Origin of the sequence: Candidatus Villigracilis proximus (assembly GCF_016717045.1) — a bacterium.
GTDB classification, from domain to species: Bacteria; Chloroflexota; Anaerolineae; order Anaerolineales; family Villigracilaceae; genus Villigracilis; species Villigracilis proximus.
Map to the genome: position 1 here is coordinate 1 of NZ_JADJUO010000020.1, position 16,699 is coordinate 16,699.

Sequence of the window (16,699 nt, forward strand, 5' to 3'; positions counted from 1 at the left end):
CGGGCGGTTGATGAATTCCTGGCCGGCTGGCAGGCTGGTATAAAAATAATACAACTGTCCATCGGGGGCAAGGTAGGGATCATCTGCAAAGTGAAATGTGCCGGTGCCCGGGTCGCCGTTGATCAGCGTGGTCACCGCGCCGGTGGATGTATCCACACGCCATAAGCCGGGTGCGAACATGCCAAGTGATGGATACGCCGCATAAAAAGCGGAACCATCTGCGGTTAACTCTGTATTGCCGCAGCAAATGAATGCGCCTTCTCCATCTTTCAAGCGGACAAACGCGTTACCGTTCGGGTAATAAATCGCGGCCGAGGCGCCTTCGTAATAACCAAGAGTAATGATCAACTTACTGCCATCGGCAGTGTATTTTTCAGGCCAGTACATTTCCTGCGGCACGAGCAATCCGTTTCCGAGATCATTGATTTGATTCTCCAGCACACGGTTGGATTGTCCTGAAACGATCGAATAAAAGTTCAGACCTTTATATCCAAAGGCGATCGTTTGCGCATCAGGTGAAAAAACGGGATTGGAAATATTTGTAAGATAAGGATTATTTTCATCAGCGACTCCGCCATCCACGATCATGGCGCGGTTGCTGCCATCGGCGTTGACGGTGTACATTTTATTGTTGGTGATATAGACCACGCTTCCATCCACCACTGAAACATCATAATATTCCACCTTCGCGGGTTCAAAGGTGATCTGCGTCACGGTCTTGCCGTCTCTTTCAAGGCGATAGACTTGTGCCAGCGCGGCGCTGTCGGTGTTGAGAAAATAGATCGAATGCGGGAGCAGGCTTGAGGTTGGAGGAAGAGGCGTAACGCCCGTTTCAGGAGCCGGGCGCGGATGCTGTCAGCGCTTGAAATGTGGCGGCGACAATTGTTTCCACATTAACTGGAGCGGGAGCCGAACCTCCCAGCGGATTGGCGCAGGCGAGGGCGGCGATCAAAAGCAAGATGAGCGCGAAAAAAAGTCTTGAATTTTTTTGCATGGTTACCTCATATAAAAAAAGACGTTAAACAAGTGGGGATTTCCATGCTTAACGTCTTTATTGAGCAGATGAATATTTACACTTGTTCGAAGTGCTGCACCGGAACAACAAACAAGGTTGCGCGTTTCTTTTCGCCTGAAGAAGGTAGCGCATCACGCACAACTTTGATGGCCGCATCCACCTGCGGATCTTCAACACCCAGCAGCATGGTCACAACTCCGCTGCGCATAAATCCGCCTGTGGATGCCACACGCGTCACGCGAAAATTTTCAGCCGTGAAAGCGCGTGTCAGCGTATCGGCGTCGTTGTCCTGCACAATAATAATGATCATTTTCATGGTGGTATCTCCCATTAGATTTGTTCAAATCTTTCAACAGGCAGGGCAAAGACCGTGGCGCCGCCCACAGTGACGGGTACAGGCGCGGGCATCGGCATTGGCGAACCTTCAAGCGGCAGGGTCATATATTCAATCCGCTGACGGCAGGCCGTGTGCAAGGCATCGAGTGCCTCCTTTTCTTTTGCAACCGGCAGGCCGATCAATAAGGTCGCATTGCGGCGGCCCAAAAATCCGCCGGCGCTTGAAAGATAAGTTAACGATGCGCCAATTCCCTGAAGCGCTCTGGTTGCAGTTTCAAGGTCTTGATCCTGAATCACTGCCACCAATAATAAATGGACTGGAGATGTTGTCATTTTGATTCTCCTAATTTATCAAGACCATATGCTTTAAACACGGGCACTGCCAGAAGCACGCCACTGCCTGGGGTATTTAGATCGCCCGTAATACGTTGTGTGGCGGCGAGAATCTTTTCTATCATGGCTTCTTCTTTTACGACAGCAAAGATCGTACGGCTGACCGTTTCCGGTGCTTCGTAAAAATCATCAAGCGAGGGAATAAGCGGAATATCATCGCGTATGCCCTGCTTTTGAAGGATCCTCTCCATGCCGGTGCTGAATTGGACAGGTGCGCCATTCACGCCGGCGTCATTCCATTCTTTAAGCACTTCCTCCAACAGATCAGGATTATACAAGAATAAAATGACCAGATACATTAGGATTCCTCCGATTCTTTCGTTTCAACGGTAACTGGGGCCTGCTCTGCCTCAATGGGCTTTTTCTTTTCCTGATCTTCTTTCTTCGCAAACAATGCCCGCAGAATGGGCGGGGTGACCAGTGTGGTGATCAGCACCATAACGACAATTGCAGAAAACTCTTCTGCGTTTACCAAATTATCCTTCACGCCCACGCTGGCAACAATAAGCCCCACTTCACCGCGCGAGATCATGCCTGCGCCCAGTTGAATCGATTCGTGCCGCGAAAGTCCGCCGAGGCGCGCGCCCCAACCTGAACCGATCCATTTGCCGGCAATTGCCACCACAATTATAACAATTGTAAAAAGTAACGCCTGTAATTGAAACTCACGCAAGTCAATGGACAGACCGATATTGACAAAGAAGATCGGCACGAACAAGCCGTATGCGAGCGCATGCATGCCGGTTTCAATTCTCTCTTTTTCGTGTGTGCGCGCCAGCATCAGCCCTGCTAAAAATGCGCCGGTAATGGCAGCCATGCCGCCAAAATATTCAGCAGCGATTCCATAGGCCAGCATGATAACGAGGGATATGGTGAGCAAGCCCTGACTAATGGGAAGTTTGGAAAAACGACGAATGGCCCATGGCAATGCCCATAAACCGAACATGACCGAGAGAGCAAGGAACAAGACCATACGGACAACGATAATCAAAACATCGTATGTACTTCCACCGCCGCCTTGCAGGGCGAGAAATACAGAAAGCAATAGGATAATCAAAATATCATCAAATACAGCCGCGCCTAACAGGCTTAATCCAACACGGCTGCGCAGGGCTTTTAGTTCGATCAAAGTCTGGGCTGAAATGCTGACGCTGGTGGCGCCAAGTGTCAGTCCAAGAAAGATCGAGGCAGATTGATCCAATCCAAAGAGCAGGCCTGCTCCCCATCCCAACAATACAGGCCAGATCACGCCCATCAATCCGGCAAAGGCGGCCACACGCAAATTCTTTCTCATCTCACCGAGATGCAATTCCAGGCCGGCGAGGAACATCAATAACAATACGCCAAGCTCGCCAAGTTTGGCAACGGTTTCGGTTAATTCATGTTCGATGAATGGCAGGTTAAGTATATTAATAACGGACGGGCCAAGGATGATCCGCCACCAGTAATTCGCCCAATACAGCTTTGGTGCGACCCCAGAGAATGTTAATAAACACCCCGCCATTTCCTTGCAGACGCGACGAGGCGGTTCCAGCAGAATGATCAAACCAAAAGTGAGAAACGCCGAGTTGAAGAAATAGGGTCGATATTGTGTTAATGTCATGATAGCTCGAAAAATAATTGTGGATTAAACTTTTCCCTTGAATTTATCAAGGTACTCTTTGAGTTCGATCATTGGCGGGCGTTCGCCTTCGGCGATCTCTTCAACATCAAGGAAGAAACGATCCTGTTCATAGCGGATCATCTTCATGGTTTTATTAATGTTTTCCAGGATGCCCTGTCCATATTTGATCTCCAGTTTTCTGATGACTGCCTGAATAATGGCGAAGGACATTTTGCCCAATGCTTCCAACGGCTGGTTGTGATGGATGCGTTCCTGCAAATCAACCTGGGCGATCGAACTTAATCCAAACTTGTCGAGCATGTCTATTAATAAGCCGATCTCAACGCCGTAGCCTGAGAAGAATGGCAGTTGTTCCAGCACTTTGCGCCTGCCGCCATACTCACCAGAAAGCGGCTGGACCATGCCGGAGAGTTCGGGGTAAAACAAATTAATGAGCGGGCGCGCAGTTAACTCGGTGACACGTCCGCCGGAACCGGCTTGCATTTTGTTGCCGACTTTCAAAGGGCGGCGATAAAATCCTTTGACAAAATCAATTTCAGGCCGCAGAAGAAGCGGGGCAATTAATCCATAAATAAAACGCGGATGAATGTTCACGATATCGGTATCGATCCAGATGATGATGTCGCCGCGCGTGCAATATAGACTCTTCCACAACGCCTCGCCTTTTCCTCTACGTGCGCCGTGTTGCGGCAATATCTCTTGATGAATGTGAACTGGCACGCCGATCTTTTCTGCGATCTGGCGTGTGCGGTCTGTGGAGTTTGAGTCGATCAACACGATCTCGTCTAACAGCGGATAGCGGGTCATTAAAACATTCTTGATCGTTCTAAGCACCCGGCCGACTGTCTGCTCTTCGTTGAGCGCCGGAAGCGCGAGGCTGATGGTCAGGTTTTGTTTTTGCTTCAGGGAAAGTAAATACTTCAGATCAGAAAATTCATCGGCGTGAAATGTATTTTCTGCAAACCATTTATCCACCAGAACAGAAATGGCGGTTTGCCCGGCCTCTTCACTGGCGGGATTTATTTCATAAGGCAGTTTTGTTTTGACAACGATCACGCCGTTGCGGCTCTCGCGCATGATCTTTTCAGCAACCGGCCCAATGGATGGGACTTCGTCTATCGGGCGCGCTGATGCGCCCATGATGAGCAGATCATATTTTTTTGCAGCTTCAAAAACCGCATTGATGGGATTATCGGTCACAATTTCTTCGCGCTTAATTTCAGGCAGATTCTTCAGCACACGGTCAACGCCTTTAAAGGCCACATCCTGATCACGTGTGATGTTGTTCGGAAAAAGATGAAGAGATGAAATCTGGGCGTTGTTTGAATTGCGGATCGATAATGCAATGCGTAAACTTAACTCGGCGTATGGTCCGCCGCGGATGGGGATCAGCACGTTCTTAACTGCCGCTCCGATGTATTGGTTGACAATGGCAATGTTACATGGCGCCTGCGCAAAAACTTCCGCGATCGTGACATTCAGAGAATCAAAGTGACAGGGCCATTCGAGCAACAACAGGTCGACATCTTCACGTTTTACAACATTTATCAGCTCGCTCCAGGGATTGTGCGAAACATTCACCTGCGCCCACTTGTCTCCTCTTTTTACCTTGTAAAGTTGTTTGAGCGTTTGCCGCAGTTTGCGCGCATCGATGGTTGCTGTGCTGAGTGACTGATGCTTGGGAACATGGATAAAGCCGGAGAGATAAACATTTTCATCGCCCGCGATCGAATGCGCGGCATGGATCGCGGATTTCTGGTCACAGCCAGCGAGAACAGGCACAAGAACTTTTGCAATAAAAGCGTTTTGAGGGATGGGGTACATTGTGTCTCCTTTTATGGTTTCAGTATGGATGCGATCTTTGTTGAATAAATACGCTCCCATGTAAATTGTTCGCGGACAGACGTCCGCAGGCCGAAGACTTTATCCTGCTTGAAATGCTCAGCCAGCATTTTTGCCGCACGGTCTGGATCCTCATTTGGAGAAAAGTAACCGGCGAATTCACCGCCAAGTTTTTTTAATGGAGTAATGTCTGAACAAAAAACGGGAAGGCCTGCAAAGCCGGCTTCCAAAATGGGAATACCAAATCCTTCTTCAAAACTGGGCAGCAGAAGCGCATCGGCAAGTTTATAGAAATCTGAAATGACTTCGTCAGAAATATATTCATCTGTTAATTCTGCGAGAAAATGCGCGGCGTTTTTTAATCCTAACGCTTCGCGCAGGGCGATCAGTTTTTCAAAGTACTGAAGATTGGCAGAGTTATGCGGGCCCAGCGGACCGGTCACGATCATTTGTGCAGACGGAAATTCATTTCGCAATGATGCCAAAATCTGCAAAGCAAATTCAATATTCTTGCGTGATGTGATCCGAACGGGCAGTAAAAGCAAAGGACTGGCCTGTAACAGGTCAAGTCTTTTTATGTAGCCAAGAGTCTGTTCTTCCAGTTTGAGAAACTTCCCCAGATCCACACCATTGGGAATAACATGGATTTGGGATTTGTCGATCTGCATCAACTCAGCCAACTCAATTTGACGCATCTCAGAGATCGTGACTTGAACTGCTTCAGGCCATGCGGTTTTTAGCAAGCTCCAGGGATAGCCTGCGTGCAATTCCTTTTGATAACGCGGCGTTGTCCATGCCAGATCGTGATGCCAGAGGATCAAACGCGGAAGTTTGCCCGCAATATGCAATTGATGAAGCGCGGCAGTTCAGTGCGAGATTCTTATTCAGTGAGCAAATATTATGCACGATCAAAACATCCACGCCGATCAAAGCGGACTGTAGTTGTTCGCCAAGTTCATCGCGCAGCGTTTCAAAATCTGCTGTCACTTCACCGCGATCCAACTGATCTTTCACTTCTGTCACACGCGCATGACGCGAATCGGCGAGAGGAATCACAACCAGTGGAATATCTTCACTCAAGGCTTTTCCGCGCGCCGCGATCAACCGCACGGAATGTCCGCCGGCAGACATTAAATATGCGTGATGCGCGACCACACTTTCCACACCGCCCACGATCGGCGGGACTGAATAATGCAAAATAGCAATGTTCATATTTGCTGTCCCAAACAATCAGCGAGGATCGATTGCAAACGGCGCTCCAAAACGGTAAAAGAGAAATGCCGCTTTGCAAGCTGATAATTTTCCTCGGCCCATTCATGCGCCTGTGTGGGATGTTTCAAAATATGCCGCACCATTTCAAGCGTATCTTTATTGATAAAACCATCAAACCAAACTGCGCGAAAACCTTTTGGCTTAATATCCACTTCATAGATCGAATAGTTATTCACCAAAATCGGACGGCGATAATATACAGCTTCAAGAAACGCATTTCCAAACCCTTCAATGCTGGATGGATACGTAACCAGATCGGCATGTGGATACACATCCCCAAGCGTATAAATCTTTTTGCCATCCGGTGTGACTCCGCGCTCATCCTGCACCTGATCTGATTCAAAACGAACGGTCACATCCAACAGATGAGCATATTCACGCACACGCTGTTCGTAGTCTGTGCCTTCGTCACCGGAGGCGTGCGAGATGACCAGCTTTGCAGGCAGTTCCAGTCTGCGTACAAGTTCAACGGCGTGTTCAATGCCTTTGCGTTGAATGACTCGCGTGGGTTGTAGAAAAAAAAATTCAGTGTCAGTGATGCCGAAGTCTTTCCGGACAGTTTCGGTGTACGAATCTGATGCGGGCGGCGGGGAGTCAAAATCCATCACGTTGGGAATCACACGCGACGCCAATCCATAGCGTGATGCGATCTGCTGCGCCTGCAACGAGTTGATGACCACGTGTCGAATCGATGGCAGGCCGGGTGGAAAAGCCGCCGCGAGATAATCGCCCACGCAATTCGCCTGAAAGCGCTGACGCTCCCAATGAAAATCATGATGATGCGCGATGGTGGGAAAACCCGTCTCGGCGATGAATTCTGTGATCGCCAAACCCAGCGGCAGATTAAGCGGGATCGTCACCGCATTTTCGATGACCAGAATCTCCAGATCAAAACGATGCGCAAATTCGTACAACTGCTCTTTGAGATATTCCTTCAACTCATTCACACGGCGCGTCATTTGCGGCGGGCGGATATACACCGAGAAAAATCCTTGTGCAATTTTTTGATCTCAGGATGTGTGGCGCGCCTCCTGTGTGACGGTCCAACTGCCCGAATACGCCTGTTGATTTATTTTTTCAATTTCAGGATGACGATAAAACGCCTCAGGCGTGACGTGAGACTGGTCGCTGTTTCGATCACATTCGCCAGCGAAATAGAAACACCTGTGCCCAAGCCGCTCGAAGACCGTTGCCCATTTTTGCGTTTCAAGTGAAACGCCGTCTGTGCCCGCGAAACGGGTGGAAATAAAACCGATATGATGTGTCATAGTTTCATCCATAAGATTTGATAAGGTTCAAGGGTGATCTCAGAGATCGGCAAAGACCGGCCTGTAAAAAGGTCTGCTGCTGATTCAAATTCTGTCGCAGCCATAATTTTCTGCGCACTGACATTATGTAAACATAACACGCGCGCTTTTTCATCAGGTGAAATGCGCTCCACAGCAAACACGGCCGGATGAATATTTAATATGTTCTGCCGTCCATGCGGATGAAATGCGGTCGTGCTTTTTCTCGCGTTTAATAGCTGACAATATCTTGTGAAAACTTTTGAACGCAAAGAGTCTTCATCTGCAAGTTCACTTTGCAAAATATCAAAATCACATTTCTCACGGTTGATCGTGCGGTTGCGGCCGGTTTGTTGCACGCCGTCAAGCCATCCGCGCGAACCGAATAAGCTGTGGAAATAAATTCCCGGCAGGCCTGTCAGTGCAAGTATAATGGCTTGCGCCGCAATAAACCGCTTAATTTGCAAACTCAAAGATTCGTTTCCATTTGGATTCGAGAGCGCATCAAAATAATTAACGTTCATTTCATATGGACTTTGTGTTCCGTCAGCGTTGTGTTTGTAGGAAACCAACCCACCGTGCGCGAGGGTTTTATCGACCAGTGAGTTAATCTCAGCGTTCGATAATATTCCCCGGACGGGATTCAGGCCAACGCCGTCGTGTGAAGCGAGAAAATTGAAGAAGGTTGTTTTATCAGAAGGAGGGATCAACGTCATCGCCCAGTTGGATAATGCCTGTGCATCACCAGTGTGGAAAGTGTGCAGAGTCAACGGCGGCAGGGCGAAGTTGTACACGAGTTGCGCCTCGTTCGTGCCGTCGCCAAAATAGGAGATGTTATCGGCGTGTGGCACATTGGTTTCGGTAATGAGATGCACATGCGCAGCAACTTCATCCAACGCGGCACGCAGTAATTGAATCACATGATGAGTGTGCGGCAGATGAATACAGTTCGTGCCGATCTCTTTCCACAAATACGCGATTGCATCGAGGCGGATGAATGTTGCGCCGTGTGCCACATATAAAAGCAGGGTGTCTAAAATTTCAAGTAATACTTCGGGATTTTTGAAATTGAGATCGACCTGATCTGCACTGAAAGTTGTCCAAACTTGTTTCTCGCCAGATGGCGTCTTGAAGATTGTCAACAGCGGCAAAGCCCGTGGACGAACCACCTGTGAAAGATCGGGCGCATCTTCGACCACAATAAAATAGTTTTTGTAACGCGGATCATCCTGTAAAAACGCCTTGAACCAGTCACTTTCTGCCGAGATGTGATTAATGACGCCGTCGAACATTAAACGAAAATCATTTTGCATGGCAGAAACATATCTTCCCAATTGCCGAGAGATGAATCCACTTTGCGATAATCGACAACTGAAAAGCCATCGTCAGAAGTCCACGGATAGAAGGGCAGAATGTGAATCCCGCCGATGACCTGAGCCAAATATTGTTTGCAAAATCTAGCAAGCGTTTGCAGCGGATTTGCGTTCTGCGATTGGACTTGATCGCCATAAGTAATGAGAATGGAATCATGCTCGGTTAATTTGCCATCGCGCATCTGAATACGTGGACGATACGCATCCAGTAACTTTTGTGCGCGGTCAAGCAGTTGCGGCGCTTGATCTTCTCCGTACAAAAAGATGAGATGAGTGAGAATTTCGCTGCTTGCCATGCTTTTTTTATGTTGATTAACTTTAAAAGTCATAAATTTTTATATCATGCTTTTTTTGGCTTAAGATTAATTCCCTGTAAAATAAAAAGAGACAGCCTTTGCTTTATAAAGCAAAGGCTGTCTCTTAATGAATCTTGTAAAACTTACATTTCAACGATGCAGGCTTGTTCTTCTTTTACGATCACACTTTCGCCGTTTAAGAATGTCACCACGGTTTGTTCCAGTCCGCGCACAATGGTGATGCCTTTGTATTTAATGGTCACCGGCCAGGGGAATAAATTGCGGCCTTCGAGTTTTACTTTTGTTGAAGAGAGAATGGTCACGCCCAGCGCTTGCATGAATAATCCCACAGGTGCGAAGCCTTGCAATGAATTGCGTTCGCCGATGCCTGTGCCTTTTTCTGCGTGATAGCGTTGGTAAAAAGAGCGGTTCTGTTTTAAGTTTTGAATGACGGCACTCATCAAATGCACGGTCAGGCGTGTGGCTTCGGCGCGGAAGCCGTAGATGAGCAGACCTTCGCCGATCAACTGATTCCACGGGAAGGTAACGCTCATCGAAACTGCATCCGCTTCGGGGTCGGGAGAAACGGCGAGGGAGGGAAATCCAAACGGCCGGTCAAATCTATCCGCTGTGGAAATGTTACGTCCGATCAACGCGTTGGCTTGTTGTGCTTCGGGAATGCCCGCCCAAAGCGGAAGCGCGAGTGTGATGTCTTCGCCGGTGGTGTCAATTAATTTCACAATAACTTTATCTTTTTCATCGAGGCCGGTGATGCCGATGCGGCCGACGCGTGTAAATAATTTCTGAGTGGTGGCAACCAATCCGCCAGTGCGCCATTGGAATTGATGGCCCAAAATGGTTTCAACTTCACCTTTGGATTTTGTGAAGTATTCGCTGATCTCCACTTCGGGGCGCCTCGCTGCCGGATTTTTGGTCTGGATCTCGATCAACAAGCGGACTCCACGCTCGAACTCCACTTTCGGACGCAGGTTACCGTCACCTCTTTTCTTTGCGATGACCTTGCCGGTTGAGACCAGTCCCGTTTCGCGGTCGCGGTACGAATAAAAACTTTGATTCGCATTCCAGCTTGCCGCGAGGGAATTTTTTAATGATTCAGCTTGTGATTGCACAAGCATGGTTTCTTCTTCGTGCTTGCCGAGTTTTCTTGCGATCTGCACAATGGATCTGGCTTCGCGATACAGCATGGCTTCAAGTGACGGGCTGTGTACGAGGGAAATATCCAGGCCTTGCGACCAGGGATTCCAAACATCAAAGATGGGATTGTCGTCGAAACCGGTTTGTAAAATGTGATCCCATTCGGGCGCGCCATCGCGGTTGCGATCATGCGTGGAAGAGAACCAGGCCCAGAAAAATTTAATTAATTTTGGAAATACTTCCGCGAGAAAGGCATCATCTTGTGTGGTTTGATAATAGCGCCACGCAAGGCTGGCGAGTAATGGCGCGGCGATCAACTTTCCGCGCTGACCGGAGATGCCGGGTTTGCCATCCACTTCACCATCTTCATTTTGGGTGGAAAGAAAATTGAGGATGAGATTTTTTGTGACCTGCGGCGCACCATGCAAAATGCTGGAGATGTAATAGGACTCCAGCGGAGATTGTCCATTCCATGATGGCGGATAATCTGCACCGTCACCTTTGCGTGAGAATCCGTTGTCAATATGGCGCGCATTGACAAACGATGGATTTGGCAATTGTTCACTGCCGCTGAAGAACAGTCCATGCGCGGCTTTTTGACTGAATGCGAGTGCGGCATCCCAATCCGGGTCACCGGTGCGGATGTCTAATACTTGCGAGGCATCGAGCATTTCAATGCGGGCGCGTTCGGCTTCCCACGGACGCGCTGCGCTGCGGCGTGCCAATTCAAAGGATTGGGCCACGGTATCGAGCGCTGCTTCAGCGAAGCTAATCTGTCTCGTTGAACCAGGACCAAGCTCCAGTTCGAGCAGAAGCGAGGGTTGAGGTCCGGGACCATGTTTGGGACCGCCGGTCATAAACACGACAGGTGCGATTCCGCTGGTTTGTCCGGCTAATATATTTACTAATTGTTGTTGTGTGGGGATGATGGATTGTCCATCAAGCGGAGAAAGCGCGGCGCATAGTTCCAGTTTGATCTGACGTATGGCGTTGCTTTTGTTGGTGAAGATGATACGTCCGGCAACCGCATGGGATTCGGGAACCCAGTATTCGGTTGTGACATGTAGATTTTCGAGGGGAACAAAATCGAGGGTTAGGAAGTTTGGGTAGTAGCGGCGCAGTGTCGGTTTGACGATAAAGGTGTTAGGGTCTGTAACAGAGGTATTATTTTCTGTGAAGCGCAGGTACAAACGCATGGAACGTGCGCGCAAGCCAAAGGTGGTGTAGAGTGAAACAAAAGCCGGGTCTCCCGCGCCGAGTTCCACTTCCCAGATGTGGTCGTTGAGGTAGTCAGGCTTGCAGAGGCGGGCATCCGCTGCCAAAGAAAGGTAAAGCGGGTCGCCGAGACGTAAAGACCAATCGCGCATGGCGCCTATTGTACGGGCGAAATGGTGTCAGGTCAAACGGGTATAATTTGAGTAACGGATTGCTCCGCACAGCGGATAAACGGATGGATCAGTAAATAAATGAACTGGCAATTTTGCCTTTCGTTTGTGTCTAATCAAAAAGAGGAGAGAAATATATGGCCGGGCTTTATTTCGAGGAATTTTCTGTTGGTCAAAAAGTGAACACTGTTGGGCGGACGGTAAGCGAAGGAGATATTTTTAACTTCGCCGGATTAACGGGCGACTTTAATCAGATCCATACCAATGCGGCTTTTGCAAGCAAGACTCAATTCGGTCAGCGCATCGCCCATGGACTTTTGGGCCTGTCCATCGCCACAGGCTTGATCATGCAGACGGGATTTCTGGAAGGCACAGTATTGGCTTTCCGCGAGATCACCGAATGGAAATTCGTTAAGCCGTTCTTTATCGGTGATACGATCTCTGCCGAGTTAACGATCACCGAAACCAAGGCTCTGCCGCGCATCGGCGGCGGCGCGATCATCGCGGCCATCATTGTAAAGAATCAAAGTGACGAAATCTGCCAACGCGGTTCTCTGAATCTGCTGGTGTTAAGCAAACCAAAATAAGTTCCAGTTCTGCCAATCTCTGCCGACCTTTACAAATGAAAGCTCCATAAATTCGCGGAGATGGGCAGAATCGAAGGTTACAAATGAGCAACGAAGACAACGACAGATTACGCCGAATTTTAAAGTCAGAAGAAGAAACCCAGGGGGTGTATAACCCCGCCCCGATCGAACCTCCCGCCAAAACAACCGAAAAATATTATCGTCCCGCACTGGATAAGGACAACATGCCCCTGCCGCGCCGCGTGGATGAAACTGACGTGGAAGGCACACGCGTCACACGCGCCGCATATCAGATCGCTCCCAATTCGCAGCCGCACCAATCTGCACCTGTAAAGGCAGCCGCGTCTGTGGTTCCGCCTTCATCCTTCCGCTTTGCGTCATTTCGGAATATGGGATGTTTTCTGCGCGGCTTGATCGCAGCAGCTTTCATCGCTGTGATCGTGGGGCTGTGTACCGGCTCCTATTTTGTTTATAAATATTATTCGATCGCCAGCGAATTACCCGAGGTGGGAGATCTGCGCGACCGCGCTTCACAATTTGAAACCACGCGCATTTTAGACCGCAACGGACAGGTGCTTTACGAAATTCTCGACCCCAACGCGGGCCGCCGCACCTACATTCCACTTTCAGAAATTTCACCCAATCTTGTAGCGGCAACCATCGCAACAGAAGACAAGGATTTTTACAGCAATCCGGGCTTCGATCCGGTCGCCATTGTCCGCGCTTTGTGGCAAAACTATGTCACTGGCGGGCAGGGCGGCGGCGCATCCACCATCACCCAGCAGTTGGCGCGTGCGCTGATCCTTTCGCCCGAAGAACGCAGTCAACGCACGGTCACCCGCAAGGCACGCGAGATCATTCTCGCCGCTGAGATCACCCGCCGCTATACAAAAGACGAGATCATTGAGTTGTATCTCAACGAGATTTATTACGGAAACCTCGCCTACGGTGTTGAAGCCGCCGCTGAAACATATTTCGGCAAATCTGCCAAAGTATTGACGATGGGCGAGGCCTCCTTCCTGGCAGGCTTGCCGCAGTCACCGGCTGTCTATGATATTTACACCAATGCAGATACCACCTTGATCCGCCAGCAGCAAGTGCTGGTGCTAATGTTTGAGATAAGCACCCAGCAAGGTTGTATTGAAGTCAGCAACAGCGACACACCCGTCTGCGTGGATGCCACGATCGCAACACAAGCCGCAGATGAAATGAAGGTTTACGCATTCCGCACCCCTTCGTTTGACGCCAAGTACCCGCACTGGGTTAACTTTGTCCGTTCGCAGCTTGAAGAACAATACGATGCGCAAACCATCTACCGCTCCGGTTTCGTGATCTACACTACACTTGACCCTGTCATGCAGGACAAAGCCCAGCAACTTATCACCGATCAAGTGGCCGCCATGGTGGATAACAATACCCATAATGGCGCACTGGTTGCCATCCGCCCATCCACAGGTGAAATTCTCGCGATGGTCGGCTCGCCCGATTTTTACAACGATGCGATTTCAGGCCAGATCAACATGGCAACCAGCCCCACACGTCAACCGGGCTCGTCCATCAAACCCTTCACCTATATCGCCGCTTTTGAAAAAGGCTGGACCCCCTCCACATTGATCTGGGATGTGCCCACTCAATTTCCTGATGGTGTAAATCCACCTTATGAACCGCGAAACTATGATGGAAAATTCCACGGCGGACTGACAGTAAGACTCGCACTCTCCAACTCGTTTAACATTCCCGCAGTCAAAGCCCTTGAATTTGTCGGCATCTATGATGACCCGAACACGCCCGAAAAAGAAGGCTTGATCGGCATGGCTGAAAGACTGGGCATCACCTCACTCACCCGCAATGACTACGGACTCTCGCTCACCTTGGGCGGCGGCGACGTGAGCCTGATCGATATGACCTCGGCATATTCCGTCATCGCCAACGGCGGGCAGCGAATGCCGCCGGTTTCCATTCTCAAGATCACCGACTTTGCAGGCAACATTATTTATGAATACAAACCAGAAGCCGGCGAGCAGGTCATCCGTGCCGAACATGCCTACCTGATCTCATCCATTCTTTCAGACAACGAAGCCCGCTCGTTCACCTTTGGACGCAACTCCGCGCTCAACCTGTCTTTCCCTGTTGCAGCCAAAACAGGCACCACCAACGACATCCGCGATAACTGGACAATGGGCTACACTCCCGACCTGGTCACCGGTGTTTGGGTCGGCAACGCAGATTACACTCCCATGGTCAGCTCGTCGGGTTTGAGCGGCGCGGCTCCAGTCTGGTCACAATTCATGGAATTCGCCGTACCCTATCTCACCAACGGCGCACCAACCCCCTTCAACCGTCCAGCAGGCATCATGGATAAAGTTGTCTGCCGTCTCTCAGGTACAGAACCATCCAACTCATGCAACAATCAATACACAGAAGTATATGCATCTGACCAACCCCCGCTTCCACCAGGACAAGACCTCGCCCGCCGCGTAAAAATTGACTTATGGACCGGGCTTGAAGCATCCGACGCCTGCAAAGGCCCCACAGAAGATGAAACGGTTTTAAACATCAGCGACAAATGGGCGCGTGACTGGCTCGGCACTGAAGATGGCCGCTTCTGGCTTGAAGATCATGGCTTGCCGCGCAAACCATATTACGCGCCCGATCGCGAATGCAATGCCAGCGATCCGCAGCCCATCCTCGAGATCAACCTTAACGACGGCGAAGTGATCACATCCGCAATACTGGAAATCAAAGGCTCCGCAGCCGCAGATCAAGGATTCAAAAAATGGATCCTCGAATACGGCTCCGGCGCCGACCCTGCCTCATGGATTGTCCTAAGCGAGAGCAACAACCCGGTCAAAGACAACACACTCTATTCATGGAATTTAACCAGCATTCCGAACGGGATCATTTCATTACGCCTGACTCTGATCGGCGATAAAACGGAAGTGGAAAAACGCATCACCCTTAACCTCAGCCTGCCTCTTCCCACGGTGCCTACGTCTACACCCACAGAGACTCCTGCCCCCACTCTCACCCCGACAGAGACTCCCACGCTTGAGATCATCATCCCCACCGAGACTCCCAGCCCCACTCTCTTTCCCACCGAAACACCAACAGAAACACCGATAGCGACACCTTAACCTAACCCTATGAATGCGCTTAACTGTCCCAACTGCGGCGCGGCCCTGCCCGCCCACTCAGCAAAAATGGATATTGCCACCTGCGACTTTTGCGGCACCTCTTTTCGCCTCGCAAAGACTCTGACACCCCAGCCAGACATGGGCGACTTGCTGCTCGGCGCTGACTTTGGCAATAAGATCATGCCGGGCTGGGAAGCGGTTAACGAAGGTAACTTAACCTTTCATAAAGGCTCCCCGTCCGAACTGCGCGGAAAGTTCAACCCACAGACGAATTCATATTATGTTTTAAAAAGCTCCGGCCTGCTCGATAACTTTGATATTAGCGTGAACATCAAATTTACCGAAGGAGACAAGGAATGGATTCGCGCTGGAGTTTACGCCCGCTTCTCACCAGAAGGCGGATATGGGTTTCTCGTCTCAGCCCAGGCATCCTTCACGTTTGGAACTTTTGCAAAAGACGAAAAAGGTGAATTGTTATTTTATAAATTGATGGCCTGGTCATATCACACTGCATTACGTTCCAGCATGAACGAAAACAATCGACTGCGCGTGATCTGCAACGAGGAAAATTTCCGGATTTATTTAAATGGCGTGCTGGCAGCATCGTTTAAAGATGAAAAATTCAAAATGGGAAGACTATATCTGGCTGCAGAACCCAGTAATAAATCGACCATCGGGGTGGTTTTCTCAGATCTTCAACTGCGGGAAGTGCCCCAGTAAACAGAATCAGGCTCCAGATTGGGAAAGAAGCGCTGATTCCGCTTTAAAATCAGGGACTCTTCACTAGTTAACACCCTTGACGCGCATCCCCTACGTGCATATAATCCTCTAGTTGGATGTAAAAAACAAGTCATTCACAGCAAGCGCTTGAGAAAACTCTCATGGCGCTTGCCTTTGTTTGTCTCTGGTATAGACCAGCTACACGCTTTGCAGAGACACTTCGAATCGTATTTTATTTTTAGGAGAGAATCCAGTGGAAACCAAGGGATTAACCGCACTCC

The 16,699-nt window shown here is 49.6% G+C and carries 17 protein-coding genes; 3 read left to right on the forward strand and 14 right to left on the reverse strand.

Going from position 1 to position 16,699, the window contains the following annotated elements; all coding sequences use genetic code 11:
• The 14 genes from IPL71_RS19190 to IPL71_RS19255 form a co-directional block, all read right to left on the reverse strand.
• On the reverse strand, window positions 1–714 hold a 714-nt coding region (locus IPL71_RS19190; RefSeq protein ID WP_345324419.1), incomplete at its 3' end, for a hypothetical protein.
• A gap of 118 nt (window positions 715–832) precedes the next feature.
• The gene (locus IPL71_RS19195; RefSeq protein ID WP_345324421.1) at window positions 833–994 is read right to left on the reverse strand and encodes a hypothetical protein; all 162 of its coding nucleotides are present in this window, start codon (window positions 992–994) and stop codon (window positions 833–835) included.
• Between the two features lie 76 nt (window positions 995–1,070).
• Window positions 1,071–1,331, reverse strand: coding sequence for a cyclic-di-AMP receptor (locus IPL71_RS19200; RefSeq protein ID WP_345324423.1), 261 nt, complete (start codon window positions 1,329–1,331; stop codon window positions 1,071–1,073).
• A 14-nt stretch (window positions 1,332–1,345) separates the two neighbouring features.
• Window positions 1,346–1,684, reverse strand: coding sequence for a cyclic-di-AMP receptor (locus IPL71_RS19205; RefSeq protein ID WP_345324424.1), 339 nt, complete (start codon window positions 1,682–1,684; stop codon window positions 1,346–1,348).
• Window positions 1,681–2,043: a hypothetical protein gene (locus IPL71_RS19210; protein WP_345324426.1), complete on the reverse strand. Its 363-nt coding sequence runs from the start codon at window positions 2,041–2,043 to the stop codon at window positions 1,681–1,683. Before IPL71_RS19210 ends, IPL71_RS19205 begins: the two co-directional genes overlap by 4 nt.
• Window positions 2,043–3,347, reverse strand: a complete 1,305-nt coding sequence (locus tag IPL71_RS19215; RefSeq protein WP_345324428.1) for a cation:proton antiporter — start codon at window positions 3,345–3,347, stop codon at window positions 2,043–2,045. Before IPL71_RS19215 ends, IPL71_RS19210 begins: the two co-directional genes overlap by 1 nt.
• 24 nt (window positions 3,348–3,371) lie before the next feature.
• Window positions 3,372–5,192, reverse strand: a complete 1,821-nt coding sequence (locus tag IPL71_RS19220; protein WP_345324431.1) for a glucosyl-3-phosphoglycerate synthase — start codon at window positions 5,190–5,192, stop codon at window positions 3,372–3,374.
• An 11-nt stretch (window positions 5,193–5,203) separates the two neighbouring features.
• Window positions 5,204–6,031, reverse strand: a complete 828-nt coding sequence (locus tag IPL71_RS19225; protein ID WP_345324433.1) for a glycosyltransferase — start codon at window positions 6,029–6,031, stop codon at window positions 5,204–5,206.
• Entirely contained in the window at window positions 5,931–6,422 is a 492-nt protein-coding gene (locus IPL71_RS19230; RefSeq protein ID WP_345324435.1) for a hypothetical protein, read from the reverse strand. The genes IPL71_RS19225 and IPL71_RS19230 overlap by 101 nt, the downstream gene beginning before the upstream one ends.
• Window positions 6,419–7,462 (reverse strand): glycosyltransferase, encoded by a 1,044-nt coding sequence (locus IPL71_RS19235; protein WP_345324437.1) that lies wholly within the window; start codon window positions 7,460–7,462, stop codon window positions 6,419–6,421. The genes IPL71_RS19230 and IPL71_RS19235 overlap by 4 nt, the downstream gene beginning before the upstream one ends.
• A 30-nt stretch (window positions 7,463–7,492) precedes the next feature.
• Window positions 7,493–7,750 carry a hypothetical protein gene (locus IPL71_RS19240; protein WP_345324439.1) on the reverse strand — a complete coding sequence of 86 codons (258 nt, stop codon included), beginning with the start codon at window positions 7,748–7,750 and terminating at the stop codon, window positions 7,493–7,495.
• The gene (locus IPL71_RS19245; protein WP_345324441.1) at window positions 7,747–9,081 is read right to left on the reverse strand and encodes an alpha-amylase family glycosyl hydrolase; all 1,335 of its coding nucleotides are present in this window, start codon (window positions 9,079–9,081) and stop codon (window positions 7,747–7,749) included. Before IPL71_RS19245 ends, IPL71_RS19240 begins: the two co-directional genes overlap by 4 nt.
• A complete protein-coding gene (locus IPL71_RS19250) occupies window positions 9,060–9,470 on the reverse strand; it encodes a hypothetical protein (RefSeq protein ID WP_345324443.1) in 411 nt (136 codons plus the stop codon). Before IPL71_RS19250 ends, IPL71_RS19245 begins: the two co-directional genes overlap by 22 nt.
• 110 nt (window positions 9,471–9,580) lie before the next feature.
• Window positions 9,581–11,959, reverse strand: coding sequence for an MGH1-like glycoside hydrolase domain-containing protein (locus IPL71_RS19255; RefSeq protein WP_345324445.1), 2,379 nt, complete (start codon window positions 11,957–11,959; stop codon window positions 9,581–9,583).
• A gap of 155 nt (window positions 11,960–12,114) precedes the next feature.
• Between IPL71_RS19255 and IPL71_RS19260 the strand changes: the two genes are divergently transcribed.
• The 3 genes from IPL71_RS19260 (at window position 12,115) to IPL71_RS19270 (ending at window position 16,418) form a co-directional block, all read left to right on the forward strand.
• Entirely contained in the window at window positions 12,115–12,564 is a 450-nt protein-coding gene (locus IPL71_RS19260) for a MaoC/PaaZ C-terminal domain-containing protein (protein WP_345324446.1), read from the forward strand.
• Window positions 12,565–12,647: 83 nt separating this feature from the next.
• A complete protein-coding gene (locus IPL71_RS19265; protein ID WP_345324448.1) occupies window positions 12,648–15,698 on the forward strand; it encodes a transglycosylase domain-containing protein in 3,051 nt (1,016 codons plus the stop codon).
• A 9-nt stretch (window positions 15,699–15,707) separates the two neighbouring features.
• Complete coding sequence (locus tag IPL71_RS19270; protein ID WP_345324449.1) at window positions 15,708–16,418, forward strand: hypothetical protein; 711 nt, start codon at window positions 15,708–15,710, stop codon at window positions 16,416–16,418.
• Window positions 16,419–16,699: the final 281 nt, after the last annotated feature.

Bases quoted from the DNA above. Each gene is read 5' to 3' on its own strand.
- IPL71_RS19195 (WP_345324421.1), bottom strand. From the start codon at position 994: ATGCAAAAAAATTCAAGACTTTTTTTCGCGCTCATCTTGCTTTTGATC.
- IPL71_RS19200 (WP_345324423.1), bottom strand. From the start codon at position 1,331: ATGAAAATGATCATTATTATTGTGCAGGACAACGACGCCGATACGCTG.
- IPL71_RS19205 (WP_345324424.1), bottom strand. From the start codon at position 1,684: ATGACAACATCTCCAGTCCATTTATTATTGGTGGCAGTGATTCAGGAT.
- IPL71_RS19210 (WP_345324426.1), bottom strand. From the start codon at position 2,043: ATGTATCTGGTCATTTTATTCTTGTATAATCCTGATCTGTTGGAGGAA.
- IPL71_RS19215 (WP_345324428.1), bottom strand. From the start codon at position 3,347: ATGACATTAACACAATATCGACCCTATTTCTTCAACTCGGCGTTTCTC.
- IPL71_RS19220 (WP_345324431.1), bottom strand. From the start codon at position 5,192: ATGTACCCCATCCCTCAAAACGCTTTTATTGCAAAAGTTCTTGTGCCT.
- IPL71_RS19230 (WP_345324435.1), bottom strand. From the start codon at position 6,422: ATGAACATTGCTATTTTGCATTATTCAGTCCCGCCGATCGTGGGCGGT.
- IPL71_RS19240 (WP_345324439.1), bottom strand. From the start codon at position 7,750: ATGACACATCATATCGGTTTTATTTCCACCCGTTTCGCGGGCACAGAC.
- IPL71_RS19245 (WP_345324441.1), bottom strand. From the start codon at position 9,081: ATGCAAAATGATTTTCGTTTAATGTTCGACGGCGTCATTAATCACATC.
- IPL71_RS19250 (WP_345324443.1), bottom strand. From the start codon at position 9,470: ATGACTTTTAAAGTTAATCAACATAAAAAAAGCATGGCAAGCAGCGAA.
- IPL71_RS19255 (WP_345324445.1), bottom strand. From the start codon at position 11,959: ATGCGCGATTGGTCTTTACGTCTCGGCGACCCGCTTTACCTTTCTTTG.
- IPL71_RS19260 (WP_345324446.1), top strand. From the start codon at position 12,115: ATGGCCGGGCTTTATTTCGAGGAATTTTCTGTTGGTCAAAAAGTGAAC.
- IPL71_RS19265 (WP_345324448.1), top strand. From the start codon at position 12,648: ATGAGCAACGAAGACAACGACAGATTACGCCGAATTTTAAAGTCAGAA.
- IPL71_RS19270 (WP_345324449.1), top strand. From the start codon at position 15,708: ATGAATGCGCTTAACTGTCCCAACTGCGGCGCGGCCCTGCCCGCCCAC.